Genomic DNA, 23,825 nt, shown 5'->3' with positions numbered 1-23,825 from the left:
GAGCGGGCCATGCGCGCCGAGATTATGGCTGAAATGAAAGTTCAGCCTTCGATTGATGTAAACGCTGAAATTAAACGCCGAGTGGATTTTATTAAAGCACGTTTAAAAGCAGCATATTCAACCTCACTTGTACTAGGGATCAGTGGTGGTGTAGATTCATCGACCTGTGGCCGTTTGTGTCAACTTGCTATTGATGAGCTAAACCAAGAACACCCTGACACTCATTATCAATTTATTGCTGTACGCCTACCTTATGGCGTTCAAGCTGATGAAAGTGAAGCGCAAATGGCGGTTGATTTCATTAAGCCGAGCACCCGCATGACGGTAAACATTAAACCCGCAACCGATGCACTGCATGAGCAGACAATGGCAACTCTCGCGGGTACCGAACAAACACTCCCTTCGCAAGATAAAATCGATTTTATTAAAGGTAATGTCAAAGCACGTCAACGCATGATTGCGCAATATGAAATAGCCGGCTTTTGCCAAGGCTTAGTGGTCGGTACCGATCATAGTGCTGAAAATATTACTGGTTTTTACACTAAATTTGGTGATGGTGCATGCGATTTGGCTCCTTTATTTGGCCTATCAAAACGCCAAGTTCGCGCATTAGCAACCACATTGGGTGCGCCTGCGCTTTTAGTTGAGAAAGCACCAACAGCGGATTTAGAAAGTGATAGACCAGGACTAACAGACGAAGAAGCACTTGGCTTAAGTTATGAAGAAATTGATGACTTTTTAGAAGGTAAAGCAGTTTCAAGTCATGTAGAAGAAACGATAATTGCAATTTACCAGCGCACGCAACATAAGCGCCAGCCTATTCCAACAATATACGATGCTTTTTAAATCAATATTATAAGCGTGATTTAACTGATCGAGCCGCTTGTATTTTACGTAAACATGACGTGAAAATAAGTGGCTTAAATTTTTAAAAGTTAACCTTAACGCTTGCCAACAGAGAGTTTTATATTTTATGACACCCCCTATTTTGATTACTGGTGCAGCACAACGTATAGGGCTTGCGCTGGCAAAGCACTTTATAGCCCAAGGGCAAGCGGTCATTATTACTTATCGGACCCGTCATGAGGCAGTTGATTCGTTGGAACAACAAGGGGTTACCTGTCTTTATGCTGACTTTAGTACTGATGAGGGCATTAATACTTTTATTACGTTGCTTAAATCACACACTGACTCACTCAGGGCGGTTATTCATAATGCATCAAGCTGGGACTGTGAAGCTAACAACCCTCACTTTGAGCAGCTGTTTGACAATATGATGCGCATTCATGCAAAAACACCGTACTTGGTAAACTTACATTGCGCAGATTTACTATTAAATTATCAGGCGTCGCATGCTAAACCCGCTGACATTATTCATTTGACTGATTATGTAGTGGAAACAGGCAGCCCAAAACATCTTGCTTATGCGGCCAGTAAAGCCGCACTGGATAACTTAACTAAATCATTTAGTGCTAAATATGCACCTAACATAAAAGTAAATTCAGTCGCACCATCATTAATTATTTTTAACCAACATGATGATGAGCAGTATCGCGCTAAAACTTTAAAAAAATCATTAATGGGTATCGAACCTGGATGCCAAGAAATTATCAATAGTATAGACCTACTACTGAACAGCCATTACATCACAGGGCGTGCTTTACCTGTTGATGGTGGTCGCCATCTTAAGTAAGTCCTAATAAAACTGAGAAACTTATGCATAACGAATTAAAAGAAAGCTATCAAAAAATTATAACTGCTGTAGGTGAAGACGCTAAACGTGAAGGGTTACTTGATACCCCAAAACGCGCTGCAAAAGCGATGGAGTACCTTACTCAAGGATATCGTCAAACGCTTAACGAAATCACTAACAATGCGGTATTCACCTCTGACGCTGACGACATGGTATTGATACAAGACATCGAGCTTTACTCTATGTGTGAACATCATTTACTCCCTTTTATTGGCCGCTGTCATATTGCTTATATTCCTGATGGTAAAGTATTAGGCTTATCTAAGTTTGCGCGTATTGTTGATATGTTTTCGCGTCGTTTTCAAATTCAAGAACAGCTTACCCATCAAATTGCAAAAGCGGTTGAGGAAGTAACCGGTGCAAAAGGTGTGGGTGTAATTGTTGAAGCAAAACACATGTGTATGATGATGCGTGGTGTAGAAAAGCAGAACTCAAGCATGCGTACCTCGGTAATGCTAGGAAACTTTAGAGCCGATCCGAAAACACGTAATGAGTTTTTACAGCTGATCAAAGGATAATGTATGGCAAACGCAATTATTAATGTAACTAACTTACGGCTACGCACATTTATTGGTTTTAATCCTGATGAGCGTGAAAAAAAACAAGATGTGGTCATTAACCTTGAAATTCACTACCCTGCTGATCAAGCTTGTGAAACAGATGAAGTAGACCAAGCACTTAACTACAAAGTGATTACTAAAGAGGTGATTAGCTTAGTGGAGCAAGGACACTTTTTATTGTTAGAAAAACTAGTTGCTGAAATTCTTGCTGTTTGCCACTCACACCCAAGTGTTAATTATGCTAAGGCTCGAGTAGATAAACCTCATGCGTTGCGCTTTGCCGATTCGGTTTCTTTAACCCTCGACTGGCACAAATAATCCAACGGCAAGGGCTATTACCGCTAAATAACGTAACCCCTTGCCGAGCGTTACCAGCACTAAAAATGTAGTAAAGCGAACTTTAAACACGCCGCCAATAACGGTTAGTGGGTCGCCAACGATGGGCAGCCAAGCAAACAACAGGCTATAAACACCATATTTATTAAACTGCTGTTGTGCTTTTTTAAGCCCTTTTTCAGACACTGGAAACCATTTTTTATCTTTAAAACGCAATGCCTGCGTCCCTAACCAATAGTTAACACAACTGCCTAGTACATTACCCAAGGTTGCTGCGAACCAAATTAGCCATAAGTTAGTATTGCCTTGCATGATCATGCCACCCATCAATACTTCAGAGGAGCTAGGTAATAACGTGGCAGATATAAATGCTGTAAAAAATAATGTTATATAGAGCATCTTTCCCTTATGGCTAAAAACTAAACCCAGCAATTAGCTGGGTTTGAACGACTTTTTAACTTAAAACCAATTCACCGAATAATAAAAACAGTTATTTTATCAAATTTAAGCTAAGGGGATAATTAAACTCTTTGCCATCGTTGGCTTTCACGCTTGCGATAACCACCATCACAAATGAAAAAATAGCCACCATAGGTAACAGTAGTAAACCAACCGCTGCAAAAATTAGTAAAAAACAAACAAAATAAGCTATAGCCATAGTAATTTGAAAATTAAGGGCTTTTTTGCCATGTATATCAACAATTGGCATTTCATCTTTTTTAATTAACCAGATAATAAGAGGGCCGAGTACCGACCCAAATGGCACAATAAACCCCGCTAATGCACTTAAATGACATAGCATTGCCCATGTGCGGTCATCTTTATTGACGACTTTAATCTCTTGATTTTGTTCCATTACACTCTCCCTTCTCGTTTTTATTTTGCGCTAAAATAATATTCACACTCATTAGCCACCTTAATGTAAATGCTTATTTATCCAATGCAAAGCATTTGTGTATATTTAAAAATAAAAAAGCGCAGCAAATAGCTGCGCTTATTGATATTGCCAGACCAGTTACTTATTCACACCCGCTAAATCAAGCATAAAAGCATAATTTAATGCAGTATCTTCTAAGCGTTTGAAGCGACCTGATGCACCTCCGTGCCCTGCTTCCATATCGATTTTAAACAGTAGCTTGTTATCATCTGTTTTGTAATCTCGCAGCTTAGCCACCCACTTTGCAGGCTCAAAATATTGTACCTGTGAATCATGTAAGCCAGTAGTAACTAACATATTTGGGTAATCTTGCTTACTGACCTGATCATAAGGTGAATACGATAACATATACTCATAGTATTCTTTCTCATTAGGGTTACCCCACTCACCGTATTCGTTGGTTGTAAGTGGAATACTTGCATCAAGCATCGTGGTCACTACATCAACAAATGGAACCGCAGCCACCATACCTTTATACAACTCAGGAGCTTGGTTTGCCACTGCGCCCATTAACAAGCCACCCGCACTGCCACCTTGAGCAAATATTTTATCTTTTGCACCATACTTTTGCTCAACCAATGCCTTGGTAACATCTACAAAGTCGTTAAAGGTGTTCTTTTTAGTCAGTAGTTTACCGTCCTCATACCAAGGGCGACCTAGCATTTGTGAACCGCGAATATGCGCAATGGCAAATACAAAACCCCGATCGAGCAAACTTAAGCGAGCGCTAGAAAAGGTAGGATCCATGGTCGCGCCATACGAGCCATAACCATATTGTAGCAGCGGATTAGTTCCCTCTTTTTTAAACATGTCTTTGCGATAGACTAGGCTTACCGGTACTTTAATACCATCTCGTGCAGTGACAAAAATTCGCTCTGATGCGTAGTTATCTGCACTAAAATCACCGAGTACTTTTTGTTGTTTAAGTAATGTTTTATTGCCAGTAGCTAAATTAACATCATACGATGAAGCGGGTGTTGTCATACTGGTATAATACACACGTAATGTATCGCTATTTAAATCATTGTTACCGTAGGTGCTAATTGTATAAGCACTGTCGTTAAAGCTAAGCGGTATCTCTTTACCCGTGGTTAAGTTACGAGCAATAATAGTCGACTGACCCATTTCACGCTGCTGATACACTAAGTAATCGTTAAATAAGTCGATGCCTTCTAATTTTATATTATCGCGAGCGGGGATCACCGTTTGCCAATTAGCTTTATCGCCAGCTTTATCAATATCTACTTTCATTAACTGAAAGTTGACTGCGTTTAAATTAGTGACAATGTAGTAAGTATTACCCAGCTTAGAAATTCCATACTCCAGATCCGCTTCACGTTCAATCAAGCGTTTTGGCATAGCTTTAACATCATCAGCACTTAAAACCGATACACCTGACGCAGTTGTACTGCTGTGCCAGATATAAATTTCTGAATCGTCTTTGCTTTTGCTAATACCCATGTAATAACTGGTATCTGTTTCTTCATAAACGAGTTCATCTTCAGCCTGTGGGGTACCGAGCGTATGACGATAAACTTGGTAACCTAGTAAAGTTTGTAAATCTTTTTTTATGTAATAAAGCGTTTTGTTGTCGTTTGCCCAAACAACACTGCCATTCGTACCTTTAAGCGTATCTTCGAGTAATTTACCAGTGCTTAAGTCTTTTATTTTTATATTATAAATACGACGACTTACGGTATCTTCACCATATGCCATTAAATTGCCGTTTGGACTTACATCTAAACCACTTACGGCATAATAATCATGTTCCTTAGCTAGCTCGTTTACATCTAAAATAACCTGCTGGTCAGTGCCTGCAAAATCACTACTACGTACATAAGTTGCGTATTCGTTATCACCGCGAGTTTGTGATGAATAATAATAGTCACCGTTTTTAACTGGCACTGAATCATCGTCTTTTTGAATTCGCCCTTTTAGCTCTTCAAATAACCTAGTTTGTAACGTTTTTGTATGCGCAAGCATTGCATCTGTATAAGCATTTTCAGCCTCAAGGTAACTAAGTACCTCAGGATCTTTTCGCTCATCATCACGCATCCAGTAATAATCATCGATGCGAGTGTCGCCATGGATTGTCATTTCATATGGCACTTTTTTAGCAACCGGCGGCATGACTTCGGTTTGAGCAGCTACATTTTCAACCTTTGCTGATTGCTCAACATCAGGGGCTTTATTACATCCCCCTAAAATAGCTAAGGATATAAAAGTAAGAACAAATGGGGTGTGTTTCATTGATTGGAATCTCTGTAGTTTTTATTTTTATTAAATATACCTAATATTTAATAGCACGGAGATTTAGTTTGTGAAGCTATGTAAAAAGAGAGCCTAGAAATTCTTTTTATATGTTTATGACTTCAGTTATCCTAACAATAACGAAGTAGCATTATATAGCCTCTTCATGCTGCTAATTAATAAGGATAAAAATGAACAACGACGTAATTAACATTTTAACAATGGCTAAAGTCATTCAAACAGCGGTTGCACCCGTTTTTTTAATTACTGGTATTGCAGCAACGCTCGGGGTTTTATCTAATCGCTTGGCGCGAATTACAGACAGAGCCAGACAGTTAGAGCGAAAATTAAAAGTTAGCACCGATGAAGAATTTAACTTGTCTCTGACTACAGAGCTTAGAGCACTCCTTAAGCGCTCTCGCTGCATACACATTGCATTTAGTTTAAGTGTATTAAGTGCACTATTAGTTTGCGCCGTGGTTATGCTGTTATTTTTATCTCACATACAGTCAATTAATTTAGGTGTCACTATTGGCAGCTGTTTTGTTGGTGCAATGGCATTACTGATATGTGCATTTATGTCATTACTCGGTGAGGTGTTTTTGGCAACGCGCAGTATGCGTCGAGGGATGATTTTCGCAGATATAGATATAAACGAATAATAAAAAACCCCGAGTCAATCGTGCTACTCGGGGTTTTACTTATTTAAAACAGATTACTGTGCAGTGTAAATAGTTTCTAACACTTCTATTTTAGCTTCTTTAATCAAACCAGATTCTTTTAGCTGCTTTGATGCAACTAAAATATCTTGACCATCATTTACAGCTAAAACAGCAATTTTAGTGCCTGGGAATAAAGATACGACCTTCAAACCTGCAGCCGAAGCAACATCGCTTGCACTCATACCATCTTTTAAAAGAATAGTAATATTACCTGATAGTGACGTTAGGTTATTAGTAAAAATATTACGAACTAATGTTCCTTTTGTGACCACATCAGACGATTTATCTACGCTTACTACTGTCATCTCACCTTTTTGCATAACGACATGCTCTTCTGAAGCAACACTCGAAGGCACTAAACGTAAGTTCTTTTCAATTTTGTAAGAACCAAAATCCGCTTTATCAAACTTTAATTTAGCTACTTGTTTCTTAGGAAGCTGAAGCTCTTTATCTGAGCTAGTGTTTGCTGTTGCCCCAAACGAAATACACGCAGCAGCACCCAATACGATTAATTGTTTAATTTTCATCTTTATAATCCTTACTCTTGACCTGCGTGACCAAATGCACGAAGAGATACACCTTCAAGTACACTTGCTGAGTTATTATTACTAATACCAGTAACACCTAGAGAATTATTTGAGCCTCGACTAAATGCAAAGCTATCTGCGCTTGTATCTAACAAACGAACAGTCCAAGTACCTTTCGTAGACTCTCCGTAGAAAGCATTTGAAAGCATCACAGCGTCTTTAAGTACATAACCTACACTCCAGCTATTCGTGAAGCTATATGCAGGGTAAAACAAAGCTTGTTTAGATGAAAGTAATACACTTCGAGTACCCGCTGGCGAAGTAACCTCAATAGCTAAATCATTACCAGCAGATGTTTGAGTACCATCAGCTAGGCCGAAGCCCATTTCAGGGTTGCTTACATCAAATTTAAATTGCATTGCCTCAATGTTTAATTCTTCTGTAACTACAATTTCTTGCGTTAAACCTGTAGCACTGTTATCAGGAATTTCTAATGCTAGTGCACTCTCAGAAACGGCTGAACCAACACCATTCCAATCCGTGATTACTTGCTCACCTAATGAAGCGTCATAAGACTTAGCCATTGCAACCGCTGCACCTGCATCTACACGCCCAAAGCCATATAAGTTATTAAAGCTATAACCAGCGGCATTTTCAACCCAACCATCATGTGCAACAAACTCACCATCTGCGGTAGTTAATTTTACAGGGGCATTTTCAGCGTCAATTAATGTACTTGTTGACGCTAATATATGACGCACATCACGCCAAGTTAGTTCAGGATTAGCCGAAAGAATAAGTGATACTACACCTGATGCATTTGGCGCAGCAGACGATGTACCGTTAAATGTAGATGTATAGTTACAACTTGCGTTATCTTCATTACCAGGATAGTTAAATGGGAACTGGCTTATGGCAAACTCTTCTCCATATCTCTGAGTAAAGCTTGCAACAGCACCACTATTAAAGCCTGAGTAACCGTTGATACATGTCATCTGATCCGTTGTTACCATTGCAGGTGCCCAACGACCATATTCACCAGCTGGCGCTGAAACCATTAAGTTAGCACCTGCTGTTGAGTAGCTAGTGTGCTTACCATTTGCATTTACAGCAGCAACACTTAGATAGTAAGGATGGCCTTGGCTTGGCTCAAACGCACCGTTATAACACGTTAAACCTAAGTCATTAGCTCCATTATCTTCACATAGTGAGCCTTCATCACCGCCATCAACAAAAGAGTTACCACTCGATTTCATATTAAGTGCCCCCTTACCATCTCGCAGGTTTAGGTTTGGGTATGACTCAATAGCTTCATCTAATTCTGAATATGCAATAAATGTTGGGAAAGTTATGCCATAACTACGGTTAAACGCAGAAATATTTTCTGTTGTGCTAATGCCGCTTCCAGGGAAACCATGCACCATTAACTCAGTTTGTGGGATTTTAGCACCACCAAGATAATTCATACCAATTAAACCAGCATCAGGAGCAACGCCACGGCCACCTTTACCATTCCAACCTTTTGCAGCAATCAAACCAGCAACACTTGTACCATGATCACCACTGTTTGACATACTAGTAGGATCTGTACGGTCAGTCGCATCAGCATTTAGGTTTAAAGAGCGGTTTGGTAATACATTATCGATTAAATCTTCATGGCGGATTTCCATACCCGAATCGATCACAACTGCCGTTGCACCTGCCCCAGTAACACCTTGAGCATAAGCATCAACAACATTCATATCTTCACCAGCTACAAGCTCTGTCGCTTCTGATTGAGCAAAGCTAGCGTTGACATCGGCTTGTGCTTCTTCTTCTGTATCGCCAAATAAACTAACGTACAAATCAATTAAGCCTTGTTTCATCTCATCACTAAGCGAGTAAGCTTTCTGACCTGTATTGTTTAGGTGCCACTGCTGATTTGCAAGAGGATCTCCAATAATTCCTGAGATATTAATTTTCGCAGAGGCCGTTTTACCGTTTGCAGTTACTGTGTAATCAATAACCGCATCTTCACCAGAAACAGGCACATATGTAAACGAAGTACCCTCTACTGTTAACATACCATGGCTAAACTTAAAGACACCATCTTGCGCGGTAATTGCCTCGCCATTTTCAGTAAAACTAAAAGTAAGTGCGTCACCATCATTATCACTTGCTTTAAAGTCTGCAGTAACTGGAACCCATTGTTTTAAATCAGTAACGACAACATCACTCGCTTTTGGTGCTACATCAGTAACAACTGGAACTGTATTGTTATTATCATTATCGCTTCCACCACACCCTGATAGCGAAATTACTATCGCTGCAGACAACGCTGACAGCTTAAAAATATTATTTTTCATAAATGCTCTTCATTGGTTATTTTTATGACACCTGAATGTACACAACCAAACAACAAGCAGCAACACTGCATTTACAAACATTCACAATAAACCGTAAAATAATATCAGCCCGATTAAAATCCCGTTAATAATATCAAAGTAATAATCTATGCTTTCCCTTGAACTAAAGCCTAAGCTAATATACAAAGATAATTAAAGAACCCTCAAAGGAGTAGAGTAAAGTGAAATTGAAGCAAGTATTTATCGGGGCATTACTATCTACATGCGCACTTAGTGTATCTGCAAATTCTGCATTTAAAGAGCCGAGTGATGCAATTGAGTATCGCCAAGCTGCATTTTCTATGATTTCAGTTCAAATAGGCGATATGGGTGCTATGCTTAAGGGTAAAATTCCTTTTGATGCAGAGCAATTCAAACAGCGTGCAAATAACGCGGCGGCATTATCTAAAATGCCTTGGGAGGCATTTTACGCAGGCACTGAAAAAGGCGATACATCAGCACTTCCTGCGGTATGGTCTGAAAACGATACTTTTATGAAAAAAGCGACAGCGTTTCAGCAATATGCTGATGAACTTGCTGTAGCAGCTCAAACAGGTGACAAAGCGGTCATTGGTAAAGCATTTGGTGCATGGGCTAAAGGCTGTAAAGATTGCCATAAGCAATTCAAAGACTAATAAATTCTGTGTATTAAACAATAAAAATGGCGCTGTATTAGCGCCATTTTTTTAACTAAGCAGATAACTTAAAGGCTCACTTCCCCAAGTACTCATTAATAAAATCAGTAATAGTAACAATAAAAACCATGCAATCCATGGTGACTTTGTCTCAGGCTCTGAGCTTTGTGTTGGCAGTGCTTTATTGCCGGTGATCATTGCTTTTACTAAAGGCTTGCCTTTAATTTTGTAAGCAATAATAGCCACAACATGCAAAATAATCGCATAAAATAAAATATCAAAATTGATATGATGCAGCCAGTTGGCAAAATCAATCGTATCACTCGATACATACTGCGCTAACGGACCATCAGTTAAAATACCATCACTGCTCATTAAACCACTAACCAGCTGCGTAATAATCAGGATAAAAAATAATAACACCATATAACTGCCTGGTGCAGAATGGCCCACATCATTTATTTTTTTGCCTCTAAAAGAAGCAAGCACCGACTTAGGAGAATGCAGTAATGCCGATATTCTTGCCGTTTTACTGCCTATAAGACCCCATATAATCCGCGTTGAGATAAGCGCTAAAGTAAAAAAGCCAATCACAAAATGTAGCTCTATCATGCCCTCTTCAGCACTAAAATAAAGCGCAGCAATACTCAATACTAATAACCAATGAAAGCTTCTTAAAAAGCCATCCCACACTTTTACCTTGAACATTGCACCTTCCCTAAAAAACAGTATCATCTAAAACGCTAACTATTTTAGCATCTTAATATTAAGGTATCCTAATGAGTCTTTCTACCAGTGCGCAGAGTAAAACACATGAAGTCCATTAAAAAACCGATACTAAAAGGCTTTTTAGATATGCTGCCATTATGTTTAGCCGTTATTCCTTGGGGGATTTTATGTGGCTCGTTGGCAATACAAAATGGCTTTACCCCTTTTGAAACTCAAGCCATGTCGCTACTGGTATTTGCAGGCTCGGCGCAGCTGGTTGCAATTGAGCTCATTGCTGGTAATACCCCTCTATTAACCATTTTATTTACCACGTTTATTATTAGCTCTCGCCATTTTTTATATGGCTTGGCGGTTCGTCACAAAGTGATTGAGCAACCCATGCGTTGGCGCCTTCCAGTCAGCTTTGTCTTAACTGATGAACTATTTGCTTTTTCGCATCACCCTCGCGCCTACCAGACTCAAACGCGCCTAATTTACGCGCTCAGCGCAGGCTTTAGCTTTTACATTGCTTGGAATATTTGGACACTTATCGGTATTGTAGCCGGCACTATGCTCCCTGATCTCACCAACTTAGGACTCGACTTTGCGATTGCTGCAACCTTTATTGCTTTGGTTATCCCAGGAGTTAAAAATTTAGCTACTCTTGTCACGGTCATTGTTGCAGGGATCTGTGCCACTTTATTAAAAAGCACAGGCTTTGAGCTGTGGTTGGTATGCTCAGCACTATTAGCAATGAGTGCAGGTTACGCTGTAACTAGAATAGTAAAAAATAAGGACGCTAAATCATGATGACGACTATTTTACTTATGGCATGTATTACCTTTTTTACCCGTTATTTATTCTTACACCGCGCGCTACCATTTAAAGTAGGGCCTAAAATGCAGCAGTTTTTGAGCTTCAGTGCACCCGCTGTACTCACCGCTATTTGGGTGCCGATTGTATTTATAAATGATGGTGGCATTAATCTAAATTGGCAAAATCCTTATTTAAGCGCAGCGATTGTAGCCATTATAGTTGCTTACAAAACACATAATATTTACCTAACCACACTTGCTAGTATGGGGTTATTTTTGATTTTAAATTAACAGTAACGCCATAGCAGTGTTCACTATTTCGACTTTGTTAATCACCAAGCAAAGGTTAGACTATGCCAAATAAACAAATAATAGCTTAATAATATGCACCCATTTCATCAACTAAGTGCTACTAGCCTGCAAGGCCAACCTATCGATTTTAAAGAGTTTGTAGGTAAAGTTGTGTTAATAGTAAATACCGCAAGTGAGTGTGGATTCACCTATCAATATGAGTCATTGCAAGCATTACACGAAAAGTATGCCTGCCAAGGTTTAGTCATTATAGGTTTCCCGTGTAACCAATTTGGCCAGCAAGAACCCGGAGACGCGAATCAAATAGCGCAAGGTTGTTTAATCAATTACGGAGTTAGTTTTTTAATCGCAGAAAAAGTGAACGTTAATGGTCAGCATACACATCCGGTTTTTCGCTATTTAAAATCTGTATTACCGGGGTTGTTAACACGAAAAATTAAGTGGAACTTCACAAAATTTTTGATTAATTCAGATGGCTCACCGATTAAGCGCTACGCGCCCTTTACTAAACCTGAAAAACTAGAAAAAGTAATTGAAAAAGCATTGCTCGCAGCTAAAGTTTAAGGCTTAAAAATTATAAAGAGGCATAAAGCCTCTTTATTACCAACCCACAGAGCTTTAAATACTACCTAAGTAGCAGTTAAAAGCTAATATGTCGGCACTGATTTGTACTAGCGACAACCTAATCAATATAATCGTTTAAGTCATCTTCACCTAGGTTTTTACGCAAGCGTTTTTGCTCAAGGTAATCCTCTAACTTTCTTTTCACCTTTTGCTTTTTCTTGTCGTGTTGATTACGCCCGACCATTTCGTATTCGTCTTCAACAAAATCATCATCTAGCGCATCGTAACTAAATGTCTTACCCACAACCCACTCCATAAAGTGTTTGAGACCAATTACGGATTCTTGTATCGCGATAATTGGTGAAATTAAAATGTTCAACGCAAATTCATTGTACAAATTTACGTCAAAATAAAGCCACATCGCTATCCTAAATAGTCTCTGTGTCAGTATTGTGAATAAATAGCGCTAAATTTGAATTGTGGAAAGTGAGAGTTTTTTATCGTATCGATAAATTTTATTTATTAGCATTTGATTATTGGTTATTTTGACCAAATTTTAGCTTTTTCAATGACTTTACTTTCAACTTCAAAGCACCTTAAAAATCACAAACCACTGTTTTTAAACACTAAAAACTATTGGCACCAAACTTGTTATAAGTTAATTATCATCAGCAAAAAACAGAGAATAAATATGAAAGAATTATTATTAGTTAGCGCAATTATGTGCGCCCCCGTCGCCATGGCTCATAACGATAACAGCTCTTCAATTTCATTTAGTAACGACGAATGTAAAGTTGAGTTTAAAAACGATGTACGTATAAAGCCAAGTGAATTAGAAATTTTTAAAGCCAACAATCAACGTATGACTTTTACCACTCAAGGTGAGTTGTCGATCAATGGCGAGCAAGTAGCATTAAATAGCGCTCAGCGCCAAGCACTGACCAACTACACAGATAATTTACGTGCGCAATTACCTGAAGTAGCCAACATTGCACTTGATGGCGTTAAAATTGCGGGCGTTGCATTAGAAGAAGTCGCCAATGCATTTAATATTGATGGCCTCGATAACATTGCTACCTTAATGGACGATATTCAACAAGAAGTAGAGGGTACCTTTTACCAACAAGGTACATTTGTCATGGGCCAGCAAAGCTTCACTCAGTTTGGTGAAAACTTTGAACAGCAGTTTGAACAACAAATAGAAACTGCCGTTGAGTCGGCCGTAATGCAATCAATGGGCAGTATTTTAGTAGCATTAGGCTCTGAGCTAATGGGTTCAGGTGGCGACATGCAAGCCTTTGAAGAGCGCATGGAAAATATGGGCGCACAAATAGAAGAAAAAGTAGAGCTCCATGCAAAAAAACTTGAACAGCGTGCAAATACACTGTGTGGTGACTTTGTTGAAATCGCACAACAAGAAACTCAACTTGCTGCGCAAGTGCCTGCATTAAAAGGCTATGAGTTATTTACTATAAAACAGCACTAACTGCTCAGCATTTTAATTAATCTCCCTTTGCGGCATTTGCTTTTAAGCTATGCCGCATTTTGCGTTTTTTACCCCCACCAGTCCCATTTAACTCAAATAATAGACTGTTGAGCGGATCTGCTCTTGCTGTGCAGAGGCATTTTGTGGCTTCATAGTAAAATACAAACCAAAGTATAATCTTCACTTCGCTCTAGATCACTTAGAATGCCGTCCGAGCTGATGATTGTAAGCCCAAATTGCAACATATTAAAACCACCTCTTTTTAAGTTTTAAATTCTTGAGGCGGTGCGATCCCCAGTTAGACGCGTTTTAAAACGCAACTAACTCCAAAGTGCCTAGTAACCTAGGCACTTTTTTTATAATTTAAAAGCCTAGCAACACTCTTTTTTATCGTTTCTTTAATGCTCTTCTCTGATAAATAATTAACCACCTATAAATAGCATGTTAAATCTTTGAACGAAGTAAAACCCACCCCATTAATACAAAATAAATTAATCTGAATAACTATACAAAAAAATCTATTTATAAACATATTAAAATTAAAAAAACTGAAAAAACCCCATATAAAAGTGATATAGCACACGACTATAATGAATAAATATACAAAATCAAAAAAAATGCCATTAAATAGCAAATCAAAAAAACACTTTCAGATTAAAAAAACTAATACTTCACCAGCAATTTTTATCGCTTTATTTTTAACCAACCTACGGGCAAAATGCACACGTTTTCAACAGACACAACCTTGGAGCGAATACAATGAACCCAATTAATACATTAAACCAAACAGCCACAACTCACGTTGCAGTTAAACCAACTAATCGCAAAGCGAGAATGTTAGCTAAACTTAACCGTTACGGAAAAAAATTAGCACTTGGCGGTGCAATTCAATACAAATAATCACCCAACCATGATTTTTGTATTGTTGCAGCAAACACCCAACCACTAAATGAAGTTTCTTCTTTAGCTCCATCTGTTTGCTGCCAGCTCCCTCCTCATAGCTAAAAATCATCTTTAATTTTCATAATTTACAAAAAAAACCGCATTTACGCTCACTTTTTAAGCAAACGATCTTTTTGCTATTTACACAGGCAACTCACCTAAGTATTATCCTGCATCACGACGTGGAGAGATGGCAGAGTGGTCGAATGCACCGGTCTTGAAAACCGGCAGGGGTTTATAGCCCCTCTAGGGTTCAAATCCCTATCTCTCCACCACTTATTTGTATTAATTGGTTTTTTCCGATTGATAACACGCTGAATAATGCGTCGGAGAGGTGTCCGAGTGGCCGAAGGAGCTCCCCTGCTAAGGGAGTATAGAGTTTGTAGCTCTATCGAGGGTTCGAATCCCTCCCTCTCCACCATTACTGATTACAAGCCACTTAATTGTGGTTTTTTTATGCCTAAATTTTAACTCCGTTAAGAAATAGGGAGGGTGAGCACTCTCGACAGGGTTCGATAAAATGTCTGGAACATTTTAGGCCGCTGCAAGCGTCGCGCAGCGATTAATTACAGGGATGTAAGTAAGTCTATCCCTCCCTCTCCACCATTACTGATTACAAGCCACTTAATTGTAGTTTTTTGTGCCTAAATTTTAATAGCCTCTATTAATTTGCACTTTGTATTACGCAGTCGCGAGCGTATGCTAATAAATTAAACAAATTGTATGGTGTCACAACTTAGTGCATTATAAATGGTACTTTAAACCAGCTTAGGTTTAACCATGGCAAAGCTAATATTACTACTGTGTTGTTTGGGTGCCTGTGCTGCTAGCATGGCAAATGAAGTGACGGTTTATAAATGTACCATTAAAGGAGTGCCTACTTTTAGTCAAACTCCTTGCGCTGAAGACGCTCAAGTGATCACGCTTAGAAACGTCAACATCATGCAAACAAATACGCCACAATCTGAAAACACGCCTGTTGCCGATACTTCTGTTGACGATTATCTAGCGGTGCAACAAATAGAGCGTGATATTGTGCAGCTTGAGCTTAAGATTAAACAATACCAACAAGAATACGCACAAAAAAAACAGCAAATCGATTACATGACCCAAGATAAAGCAAATCGCTTAGGAGCCAGCTCAATTGCGAATGCCATTACCACTGAAACGGCGGCACTTAAGCAGCGATTTGACCCACAAATCAAGCAAGCACAACAACAAATAGAAGCACTCACTCAAAAAAAACAGCAGCTTAGTCAGCAACCTTAAGTATGTGCTTCACAACATCAATAAATGTTTGTATCTCTGACTTTGTATTATATATGTGAGGTGAAACACGGATGCCGAGTTTACGCACATCAACACTTATTTTTGCAGTCTCTAATGCTGTTAATACACTTTGCTGATGCTCAGAAAACTGCAAAATAGCGGTGCCACTACATTGCTCTTTAGCGCTAGGTGACATTAAAAAAGCGCCCAATTGCTGCTGAATTAACTCAAGTAACATCAAGTTGTGCGATCTCACTTGTTCAACGCCAAATTCAACAATATATTCAATACTATGAGCGGCAATGATAAAAGGAAGTACCGAGGGCGTACCGCCCCAAAATCTAAGTGTTTTAGCGTTATATTGAAAATGCGAAATATCAAACTCGAATGGGTTTTGATGTGAAAACCAGCCAACATCTTTTGGCTCACATTGTGTTATTTGCTTTGGATTTACCCATAAATAGGCCGCACCAGGCCCTCCGCATAGCCACTTCACACTTGAACCAATCATAAAGTCAGCATTTAACGCCGTTAGATCGACAGGGATAACCCCTGCCGATTGCGCCACATCAATTATTGAGAGTGTATTCGTGACTTTACTCAGCGCCACAATATCGTTTATGGGAGCTTGCACACCCGTATTAGAATAAACATGGCTAACAAAGACCCCATCAATCTCTGAAGTTAAATATCGCTGCCATACCTGTCTATCACTCAAGTCTTCATGCTCAGGGATGTAGCGTATTTTTGCACATTCAGGCAGTGCTTTTTGCATTACAAACCCCATACTGGGAAAGTCAGCCTGCGCCATTAATACCGTACACTGTGGTTTATTAAATACGGGGTGTGACATAACCAATTTAGTTAAACCACTGGATAAATTAACCTGAGGACAAAATTGCTCACAAGGCGCATTAAACAGCTGCCCTAATACCTCAGTAAATCTTTCAATAGCGGGTAACCACTGTTGCCATGGCTCTTTTACACTTTCATGCCAAGGAGTAAAAAAATGTTCAGTGGCATTTTCTAAGCTCGTTTTTAATGGGCGGCCAACAGAGTGGCTTAATAAATAACAACCCTGTGGCATACAAAAATCATTTTTAGCCATATTAATTAATCCACTGTTTTAGCGTGTTTAAATCATCAAAGCGCGTATTTATGTCGTCACGCTTTGCCGCGGCACGCCTATCTCTTAACTTAGCTAATGAATCGAGCAGTACCGGTAGAGGAGGTCCACTGGCGGTTACTTTACTCATATGCTGTTGTTGCATGTGCTGTGATGGCTGAGCAATAAACTTTTCCACCAGCTGATTATGATGACCGATAGCGGTGTCGCCATGTAATTTACACACTTGAATAAATAGTTTGCCGTGCTTTTGAAACCAGTCTGTATTTTTATATTGTTCGGCCTCTAAAAAATCATCCATTAGGCTTTGCATACGCATGGCTTCACGAAGTATTTGTTGATCCTCTGGCATCATATATAAAAATTTATCCACCAGCATTTGCGAGTAACTCGGCTCATTGGCACTGCAAAGCCCTAGCAGCATATCAATAACATTAATACCGGCAAAGTCTCCCGCATTTGCACCACGGTAAACCTCTTTACCTACCCTGTAAGGCTTGTAATATGGACGTACACAATTAAAAAAACGTTCGGTGTCTAGCTGAGTGTATAAGGCGTTATTCGACGCTATTACATCCATTAATGCCGTTTTAACCACCTCAAGTAGTTCGGCTGTAACGGGGTGAGAAATACCCAAAGGTAATGTTTTTAGTAAAGCATCGCTTGCGCGCTTATACGCTAAAATACCTTGGGTGTTGTAATCTAAAAAAAGGGCTTCATCATCAAGATTTGTAAAACGCTTATAGGTGCCATTAATGGCTTTATTATGCGTGGTTAGATGCGCGGTAGCAAAACGAGGCGTTACACCTATAGAGGCACCAATATGCATAGCAAGCGCCGATGCTTCAACTAATGGTGAGGTTGTTTCTCTGCTCGGCTCTGTGATCTCATGCCTGCGACAAGCAGCCATAAACAAACCAACATTACCAAGCAAGTCGAATGCGCTATCAAATCCTTCGTCGGTATTGCCTTCGGCCAATAAATCGCTGATCAGCGCATTGCCTTGCTCCTTTAGTGCCAGCTTTAAGCTATCACCAATCCCCTCAACATTAGCCTTATCGGTTTGCTGCCAATAAAGCTGTTCTAATTGCGAGTTTAAGCTTACAAACTCTGATCTTATCCAACGGTCAAACTTAGCAGTAAAAGAACTCATAACTACACCCTGTTATTATTATGTTTTAATGCTAACAAAAACCCCTGAGGGTAAAACGCCAAAAAAAATAGTAAAAACACCTTTAGTTAGCAATAATCACTAACAACATTAAAATAATTAATAAGATCCCATAGTCATGTTAGATAAAAAAGATCAGCAGTTACTGGTTGCCTTACAATCGCATGCCCGCATGTCGGTTTCTGAATTAGCCAATACCATTAACCTATCAGACACCCCAACTCTTAGGCGTATCAAAAAGCTTGAGCAGGAACATGTAATTACGGGCTATCACGCTGCCATTAACCCTAAGTCGCTCAACCTTAATGTGCTGGTTTATGCCTTTGTGCGACTAAGTCAAAACTCGGTGAGTGCGGCACAGCAATTTGAGCAGCATGTAGAAAAGCTAGCCCATGTACTTGAGTGCTCTGTGATCTCAGGTAGCCACGATTATTTACTGAAAATTATTTCTCAGGATTTAGAAAGCTATGAGCAGTTTGTAAAGCACCAGCTGGGGAGCTTAAGCTGCATCGCCAATATAGAGTCAACGGTAGTACTCAAACAATCATTTAGTAAAAAGCAGCTACCACTTTAAAAAATAATACTATTTAGTGCCGATTCGCTATACTGAAATATCACTATAAAAATAATATTTAACAAGGATGCATGTGAATATTTTTCGTTCAACATCCAGTTCTTTTGTTTTTTACATATCATTTGCGGTTGCGTATTTTGCAACTGGTAAGTTATTGACTAATTTTGCCTTTCAATCACAAGTCATCCCTATCTGGCTCCCTGCAGGTATTGCCCTAGTTGGCTGTTTTATCTGGTGGTGGCGTTTTATCCCAGCATTATTTATTGCCTCTGTCGCCTTTAATTTAAGTACCGGTGATAACCCAATCACTGATCAGGTTTTAATTGGTAATACACTACAACAAGTACTGCTAATCGGTTTAGGCGCCGTGCTACAAGGCATGATTGGCGCTGCTCTTTTAAAGTACTGGCTAGGCCATCCGTTGTATTTAAAACAACGCCAATCTATTATTTATTTTATTTTTGTCGTCGGTATTGTCGTCAGCCTAATATCGGCCAATATTGGCGTCTATGCTTTAAGTCAGTTTAACCCTGCTTACAGCATTGATAATCATTGGAACAACGTTACTTTTTGGTGGCTTGGTGACTCTCTTGGCGTACTGATCGCAACTCCCTTTTTATTGGCGTTATTACAACCAAAATTTAAACGCCATGATGTTACCCCATTACCTACTATTGCAGTGTGCTCGGTGTTATTTATCTCTGTAGCTTTAACCACTAAGCTATACAACCAAGAGACGTATTCAAATGCGATACAAATAGCTAAGCGCGAAACATCTATTATTGAAAACAGTTTGCTGAGCAATTTAAACCTCAGCCAAATAACCGTACAAAGCCTTGCAAGCCAAATACAATCAACACCGACTTTAAGCAAGCAAGAGTTTGATAGCTACAGTGCTCAACTATTGGCTGAGCATTCATTTATTAAAGCATTTTCATGGAACCGCAAAATTAACCAGGCTCAGGTCAGTGACTTTAACAAACAGCTCAATGAAGTTTATACTGCATACAGCTTTGATCCGAGCATTAAAGGGGCGCCATTATCAAACAACGATCCATTGGTGGTTATTACCTATATTGCTCCTTTTGCAGAAAACCAATCTGCCATAGGTTTTAATCTCAATTCTCGTAAAGATCGCCGTGAGACTTTACTCGACCCACGCATTAAAAATCGCCCTGTGGGCACTAAAATAATTCAGTTAGTTCAAGCAAAACAACCTGAACCTGCGTATTTATTATTTGCTCCTGTGTATCAACAAAATAACGAAGTTGCCTCAATTAAAGGCTACGCAACAGGTGTATTTTTAGTAAAAAACATACTTGCTCAGTCGATTACCCAAGCACAAAATAAGATGTTTAATATCGCTATTTATGAAGCTAATACTACCAATCCATTTTATTCAAACGCCGAAAATATACCGACCAAAAGCAATAAACTGACAACCATCACGATTAATTTTGCAGGGCAAACATGGCTGGTTGATTTAACAATTAATGATGAATTCCTACCGCATCAAAACAATCATATGACCCTCTTTTTACTTATTTTACAGGTCATTGTAAGCTCACTCATTTTACTGATATTACTGTTATTTAATAACCAGCACCTTGCACTCTCACGCTTGGTAGCAGAGCGTACTCGCTCGCTCGTTAAAGCTAAACAGCAATCTGATTTAGCAAATCAGGCTAAAAGCCGATTTTTAGCAAATATGAGCCATGAAATTCGCACCCCACTTAACGCTGTGATTGGCTTTTCAACTCTAGCTAAAAATGAAGATAGTCCTGAAATTCTTTCTGATTATTTAAATAAAATTAATTTAGCGTCTAAATCATTGTTAAGTTTAATCAATGATGTACTCGATATCTCTAAAATTGAATCACAAAAGCTCACCTTAGAAGTCGCTCCTTTTGATTTGAATGCGCTTCTTGCTCGGATCAGTAGTATGTTCGAGCAAAGCGCAGAACAAAAAGGCATTCACTGGAAAGTTGATAACCAATTACCAACCGATATTTGGTTTGAAGGTGATGTTATGCGAATTGAGCAAATTTTATTAAACCTATGTAGTAACGCCATTAAGTTTACCTATGAAGGTGAAGTAAGTGTTAGCGCATACAGCAAAGAGATCACCGATAGACGTTTTCAAATTACCTTGACTATTAAGGACTCGGGCATCGGTATTGCGCCATCAGAGCAAAGTAAGTTATTTGATGCGTTCACCCAAGCCGATAGCTCAACATCACGTAAATTTGGTGGCACAGGGCTTGGTTTAGCAATCGCAAAAGAACTTAGCTTATTAATGTCTGGAGATATCAGCGTACAAAGCGAGCCAGGTAAGGGCTCTACTTTTACTCTGTCTGTCGAGTTAAATACATGTGCAGCGCAACAAGTAACGGCAAAGCACATACACCAGCATGTTAATTTAAGTAAACTAAAAATACTGGTTGCAGAAGATAACAGCGTCAATCAATTAGTCATAAAAGCAATGCTTAGCTCTTTAGGGATTACACCAACACTGGTTGAAAATGGCGAATTAGCAGTAGAACAAGTTAAAATAAATGACTTCGATTTAGTATTAATGGATTGCCAAATGCCGATTATGGACGGTTACCAAGCCACCGCCTTGATACGTCAAATTAAAAGTACTGAGCAATTACCAATTATTGCCTTAACTGCTGATGTAATGCCTGAAGATAAAGCCAATGCCTTAGCAATTGGTTTTAACGAACATCTTGCAAAACCTCTCGAACTCGATAAGCTTATACAGTGCCTATCTCAATATATTGCGCCAGATAAACCATAAAGATTTATCGAAAACAGAAAACCAAATATGGCTGTCGCACTATTACCAAAATTAATCAGCAACCCACTTAAAAAATAATAGGCAAAGCATTATGAGCCACTTTTCACATCAATGGTTTAATAGCATCAACCAAATTGACGCAACACAATGGCATTATTTTTTTGGTAGTGACCCTTTTACTCAACACGCTTTTTTATATGCACTTGAGCAAAGCCAATGTGTAAGCGCAAAAACAGGTTGGCAGCCCCATCACTTAGCCGTTTATGAAGGCGATAAACTAGTTGCCCTTGCCCCTGGCTACTTAAAAGCGCACTCCTACGGTGAATATGTATTTGACTGGGCATGGGCTGAAGCTTATGAAAAAAATGGCTTAGATTATTACCCTAAATGGCTGTGCGGTATTCCTTTTAGCCCGATTGAGGGACAAAGAATAGGTATTATGCATAGCAATCCAAAGCTAGTGTATAAGTACATAACAGAGCAACTTAATAGCCACTGCGCAGAACAGGCATGGTCAGGCTGGCATGTAAACTTTTGCGATAAAGCACAAGCCTCACAGCTAAATGATGCAGGTGCTATGCAAAGAACCGGCGTGCAATTTCAATGGTTTAATAATAGCTTTAAAGATTTTGACGATTTTTTAAAAACCTTTAATGCCCGTAAGCGCAAAGCAGTAAAAAAAGAACGCGCTAAAATAACACAGCAAAATATCACCATTGAATGGTTGGAAGGTGAGCAAATCACTACAACAGTGATGCAGCTTTTTTGTGAATTTTATCAACGTACTTATTTAAAACGCTCAGGCCATTTAGGCTACTTAAACAGTGAGTTTTTTAGCTTGCTACACGCTTTAATGGCTGAAAAATTGCTCATTATGCTAGCCAAAAAAGACCATAAAGTGATTGCCGCCACATTAAGTTTAATTGGTGACAATACCCTTTATGGGCGTTATTGGGGAGCAAGCGAAGAGATTGATTCTCTTCACTTTGAGCTGTGTTACTACCAAGGCATTGAATATGCGATTAAGCATAATATTCACTGTTTTAATGCCGGTGCTCAGGGTGAGCATAAAATAGCACGCGGTTTCCAACCGATAACCACTTACTCTGCCCATCACATTGTTCACCCCGATTTTAATCATGCTATTGCAGATTACTTAGAACGCGAATGCCAACATATCGACATTTACAAACAACAATGCAGCTCTTTATTGCCGTTTAAAAATGAGTAACTGATTATTTGCAGGCATCGCAGTATCGCTAAGTAACTTAAGCCCAGATTGCACTGCAAGTTGCTCAACCGCTTCGAAATCACGAATACCACTAAGTGGATCGCGACTTTGCAATAAACTGTTAAATTCATTATTACTGGGGCTGGTAAACTCCCCTTTATATTTGAAAGGGCCATATACACACACCACCCCTTGCTGGTTTAAGTGCTGATTTACTCCAGCAAAAAAACGCGTAATTAACTCCCAGCTCACTATGTGAAAAGTGTTAGCAGTATATATCGCATCCACTTTATTTACTGGCCAAGGATCGTTTAGGTCAAGTAATAAAGGCGGATGCAAGTTTGCCAGTTGCACCTCATCATGCCATAACTTTATTCCTTGATGATTAACCTCTCGATCACTGGTATACCATTGTAAATGTGGCAATTTTTTGGCAAAGAAAACGCTATGCTGACCCGTCCCCGAGCCTATCTCAAGTACCGACCCTGCATTTTGCAATGCAGGCTGCAAAGCCTTAAGTATATGATTTTTATTATTTTCGCAGGCTTGTGAAAACGGTTTGGTCATACTGATGCACCTAAATTGCAAATGAATGCACAATAGTAAAACAAATTTCAGCTATTCTGTCGTGAGTAAATTAACCAAAATAATAAAATAACTTTAATTTCAATACGTTAAATTATATTTACCGAGCTGGTACGCTATATGCTTTTATTAAATTAC

25 protein-coding genes and 2 tRNA genes are annotated in these 23,825 nt (G+C 39.1%); 17 read left to right on the top strand and 10 right to left on the bottom strand.

Translation table 11 applies throughout. The annotated features are described in order from the left end of the window. Positions 1-9: 9 nt before the first annotated feature. The 4 genes from nadE to folX all read left to right on the top strand — a co-directional run bounded on the left by nadE (position 10) and on the right by folX (position 2,631). Positions 10-846: an ammonia-dependent NAD(+) synthetase gene (gene nadE / locus PISS_RS00385; protein WP_058153972.1), complete on the top strand. Its 837-nt coding sequence runs from the start codon at positions 10-12 to the stop codon at positions 844-846. A gap of 127 nt (positions 847-973) precedes the next feature. After that, positions 974-1,693, top strand: coding sequence for a dihydromonapterin reductase (gene folM / locus PISS_RS00380; RefSeq protein ID WP_013463706.1), 720 nt, complete (start codon positions 974-976; stop codon positions 1,691-1,693). A 23-nt stretch (positions 1,694-1,716) separates the two neighbouring features. Next, complete coding sequence (gene folE / locus PISS_RS00375) at positions 1,717-2,271, top strand: GTP cyclohydrolase I FolE (RefSeq protein WP_058153971.1); 555 nt, start codon at positions 1,717-1,719, stop codon at positions 2,269-2,271. 3 nt (positions 2,272-2,274) lie between these two features. Beyond that, the gene (folX, locus tag PISS_RS00370) at positions 2,275-2,631 is read left to right on the top strand and encodes a dihydroneopterin triphosphate 2'-epimerase (protein ID WP_013463705.1); all 357 of its coding nucleotides are present in this window, start codon (positions 2,275-2,277) and stop codon (positions 2,629-2,631) included. Here the strand turns inward: folX and PISS_RS00365 are convergent. The 3 genes from PISS_RS00365 to PISS_RS00355 all read right to left on the bottom strand — a co-directional run bounded on the left by PISS_RS00365 (position 2,608) and on the right by PISS_RS00355 (position 5,836). Continuing rightward, complete coding sequence (locus PISS_RS00365) at positions 2,608-3,048, bottom strand: YqaA family protein (protein WP_013463704.1); 441 nt, start codon at positions 3,046-3,048, stop codon at positions 2,608-2,610. The genes folX and PISS_RS00365 overlap by 24 nt on opposite strands. 91 nt (positions 3,049-3,139) lie before the next feature. Then, positions 3,140-3,505, bottom strand: a complete 366-nt coding sequence (locus tag PISS_RS00360; RefSeq protein WP_010392586.1) for a DUF4870 domain-containing protein — start codon at positions 3,503-3,505, stop codon at positions 3,140-3,142. Between the two features lie 159 nt (positions 3,506-3,664). Beyond that, the gene (locus tag PISS_RS00355; protein WP_013463703.1) at positions 3,665-5,836 is read right to left on the bottom strand and encodes a S9 family peptidase; all 2,172 of its coding nucleotides are present in this window, start codon (positions 5,834-5,836) and stop codon (positions 3,665-3,667) included. Between the two features lie 191 nt (positions 5,837-6,027). Between PISS_RS00355 and PISS_RS00350 the strand changes: the two genes are divergently transcribed. Further along, positions 6,028-6,498, top strand: coding sequence for a DUF2721 domain-containing protein (locus tag PISS_RS00350; RefSeq protein WP_013463702.1), 471 nt, complete (start codon positions 6,028-6,030; stop codon positions 6,496-6,498). Positions 6,499-6,551: 53 nt separating this feature from the next. Here PISS_RS00350 and PISS_RS00345 read toward each other — a convergent pair whose 3' ends face one another. Beyond that, positions 6,552-7,085 (bottom strand): S8 family serine peptidase, encoded by a 534-nt coding sequence (locus PISS_RS00345; RefSeq protein ID WP_013463701.1) that lies wholly within the window; start codon positions 7,083-7,085, stop codon positions 6,552-6,554. An 11-nt stretch (positions 7,086-7,096) separates the two neighbouring features. After that, the gene (locus PISS_RS00340; protein WP_013463700.1) at positions 7,097-9,430 is read right to left on the bottom strand and encodes a S8 family serine peptidase; all 2,334 of its coding nucleotides are present in this window, start codon (positions 9,428-9,430) and stop codon (positions 7,097-7,099) included. Between the two features lie 221 nt (positions 9,431-9,651). Between PISS_RS00340 and PISS_RS00335 the strand changes: the two genes are divergently transcribed. Beyond that, positions 9,652-10,104 (top strand): c-type cytochrome, encoded by a 453-nt coding sequence (locus tag PISS_RS00335; RefSeq protein WP_013463699.1) that lies wholly within the window; start codon positions 9,652-9,654, stop codon positions 10,102-10,104. Positions 10,105-10,155: 51 nt separating this feature from the next. Here PISS_RS00335 and PISS_RS00330 read toward each other — a convergent pair whose 3' ends face one another. Then, entirely contained in the window at positions 10,156-10,812 is a 657-nt protein-coding gene (locus PISS_RS00330) for a cytochrome b/b6 domain-containing protein (protein ID WP_016900232.1), read from the bottom strand. Between the two features lie 105 nt (positions 10,813-10,917). On the opposite strand from PISS_RS00330, the gene PISS_RS00325 reads away from it, so the two are divergent. The 3 genes from PISS_RS00325 to PISS_RS00315 all read left to right on the top strand — a co-directional run bounded on the left by PISS_RS00325 (position 10,918) and on the right by PISS_RS00315 (position 12,503). Continuing rightward, positions 10,918-11,622, top strand: a complete 705-nt coding sequence (locus PISS_RS00325; protein ID WP_058153970.1) for an AzlC family ABC transporter permease — start codon at positions 10,918-10,920, stop codon at positions 11,620-11,622. After that, complete coding sequence (locus tag PISS_RS00320) at positions 11,619-11,918, top strand: AzlD domain-containing protein (protein ID WP_058153969.1); 300 nt, start codon at positions 11,619-11,621, stop codon at positions 11,916-11,918. Before PISS_RS00325 ends, PISS_RS00320 begins: the two co-directional genes overlap by 4 nt. Positions 11,919-12,011: 93 nt before the next feature. Continuing rightward, complete coding sequence (locus PISS_RS00315) at positions 12,012-12,503, top strand: glutathione peroxidase (protein WP_058153968.1); 492 nt, start codon at positions 12,012-12,014, stop codon at positions 12,501-12,503. 118 nt (positions 12,504-12,621) lie between these two features. On the opposite strand, the gene PISS_RS00310 is transcribed toward PISS_RS00315, so the two are convergent. After that, a complete protein-coding gene (locus tag PISS_RS00310; protein ID WP_008108975.1) occupies positions 12,622-12,807 on the bottom strand; it encodes a PA3496 family putative envelope integrity protein in 186 nt (61 codons plus the stop codon). 387 nt (positions 12,808-13,194) lie between these two features. Between PISS_RS00310 and PISS_RS00305 the strand changes: the two genes are divergently transcribed. The 5 genes from PISS_RS00305 (at position 13,195) to PISS_RS00290 (ending at position 16,200) form a co-directional block, all read left to right on the top strand. Further along, positions 13,195-13,989, top strand: coding sequence for a YggN family protein (locus PISS_RS00305; RefSeq protein WP_029609995.1), 795 nt, complete (start codon positions 13,195-13,197; stop codon positions 13,987-13,989). Between the two features lie 759 nt (positions 13,990-14,748). After that, positions 14,749-14,889: a hypothetical protein gene (locus tag PISS_RS18860; RefSeq protein WP_008113257.1), complete on the top strand. Its 141-nt coding sequence runs from the start codon at positions 14,749-14,751 to the stop codon at positions 14,887-14,889. A gap of 226 nt (positions 14,890-15,115) precedes the next feature. Continuing rightward, positions 15,116-15,206 (top strand) — tRNA-Ser (locus PISS_RS00300). A 53-nt stretch (positions 15,207-15,259) separates the two neighbouring features. Beyond that, positions 15,260-15,352, top strand: a tRNA-Ser gene (locus tag PISS_RS00295). A 359-nt stretch (positions 15,353-15,711) separates the two neighbouring features. Beyond that, the gene (locus PISS_RS00290) at positions 15,712-16,200 is read left to right on the top strand and encodes a DUF4124 domain-containing protein (protein WP_013463692.1); all 489 of its coding nucleotides are present in this window, start codon (positions 15,712-15,714) and stop codon (positions 16,198-16,200) included. Here PISS_RS00290 and PISS_RS00285 read toward each other — a convergent pair. Further along, on the bottom strand, positions 16,184-17,308 hold the full coding sequence (locus PISS_RS00285) for an aminotransferase class V-fold PLP-dependent enzyme (RefSeq protein WP_058153966.1): 1,125 nt from the start codon (positions 17,306-17,308) through the stop codon (positions 16,184-16,186). The genes PISS_RS00290 and PISS_RS00285 overlap by 17 nt on opposite strands. Before the next feature lies 1 nt (position 17,309). Next, on the bottom strand, positions 17,310-18,479 hold the full coding sequence (locus PISS_RS00280) for a PrnB family protein (RefSeq protein ID WP_028834884.1): 1,170 nt from the start codon (positions 18,477-18,479) through the stop codon (positions 17,310-17,312). A gap of 136 nt (positions 18,480-18,615) precedes the next feature. Here PISS_RS00280 and PISS_RS00275 point away from each other — a divergent pair, with 136 nt between their 5' ends. The 3 genes from PISS_RS00275 to PISS_RS00265 all read left to right on the top strand — a co-directional run bounded on the left by PISS_RS00275 (position 18,616) and on the right by PISS_RS00265 (position 23,102). Continuing rightward, positions 18,616-19,071 carry an Lrp/AsnC family transcriptional regulator gene (locus tag PISS_RS00275; protein WP_013463689.1) on the top strand — a complete coding sequence of 152 codons (456 nt, stop codon included), beginning with the start codon at positions 18,616-18,618 and terminating at the stop codon, positions 19,069-19,071. Between the two features lie 73 nt (positions 19,072-19,144). Continuing rightward, a complete protein-coding gene (locus tag PISS_RS00270; RefSeq protein ID WP_058153965.1) occupies positions 19,145-21,871 on the top strand; it encodes an ATP-binding protein in 2,727 nt (908 codons plus the stop codon). A gap of 91 nt (positions 21,872-21,962) precedes the next feature. After that, complete coding sequence (locus PISS_RS00265; protein WP_058153964.1) at positions 21,963-23,102, top strand: GNAT family N-acetyltransferase; 1,140 nt, start codon at positions 21,963-21,965, stop codon at positions 23,100-23,102. Here the strand turns inward: PISS_RS00265 and PISS_RS00260 are convergent. Continuing rightward, on the bottom strand, positions 23,079-23,669 hold the full coding sequence (locus PISS_RS00260) for a DUF938 domain-containing protein (RefSeq protein WP_058153963.1): 591 nt from the start codon (positions 23,667-23,669) through the stop codon (positions 23,079-23,081). The two genes, PISS_RS00265 and PISS_RS00260, sit on opposite strands and share 24 nt — an antisense overlap. Positions 23,670-23,825 lie beyond the last annotated feature (156 nt).

The sequence above is a fragment of the Pseudoalteromonas issachenkonii genome (assembly GCF_002310795.1).
In the GTDB taxonomy this organism is placed as follows: Bacteria; Pseudomonadota; Gammaproteobacteria; order Enterobacterales; family Alteromonadaceae; genus Pseudoalteromonas; species Pseudoalteromonas tetraodonis.
Note: the sequence above shows the minus strand (reverse complement) of the source record. Positions and strands in the feature narration are given on the sequence as shown.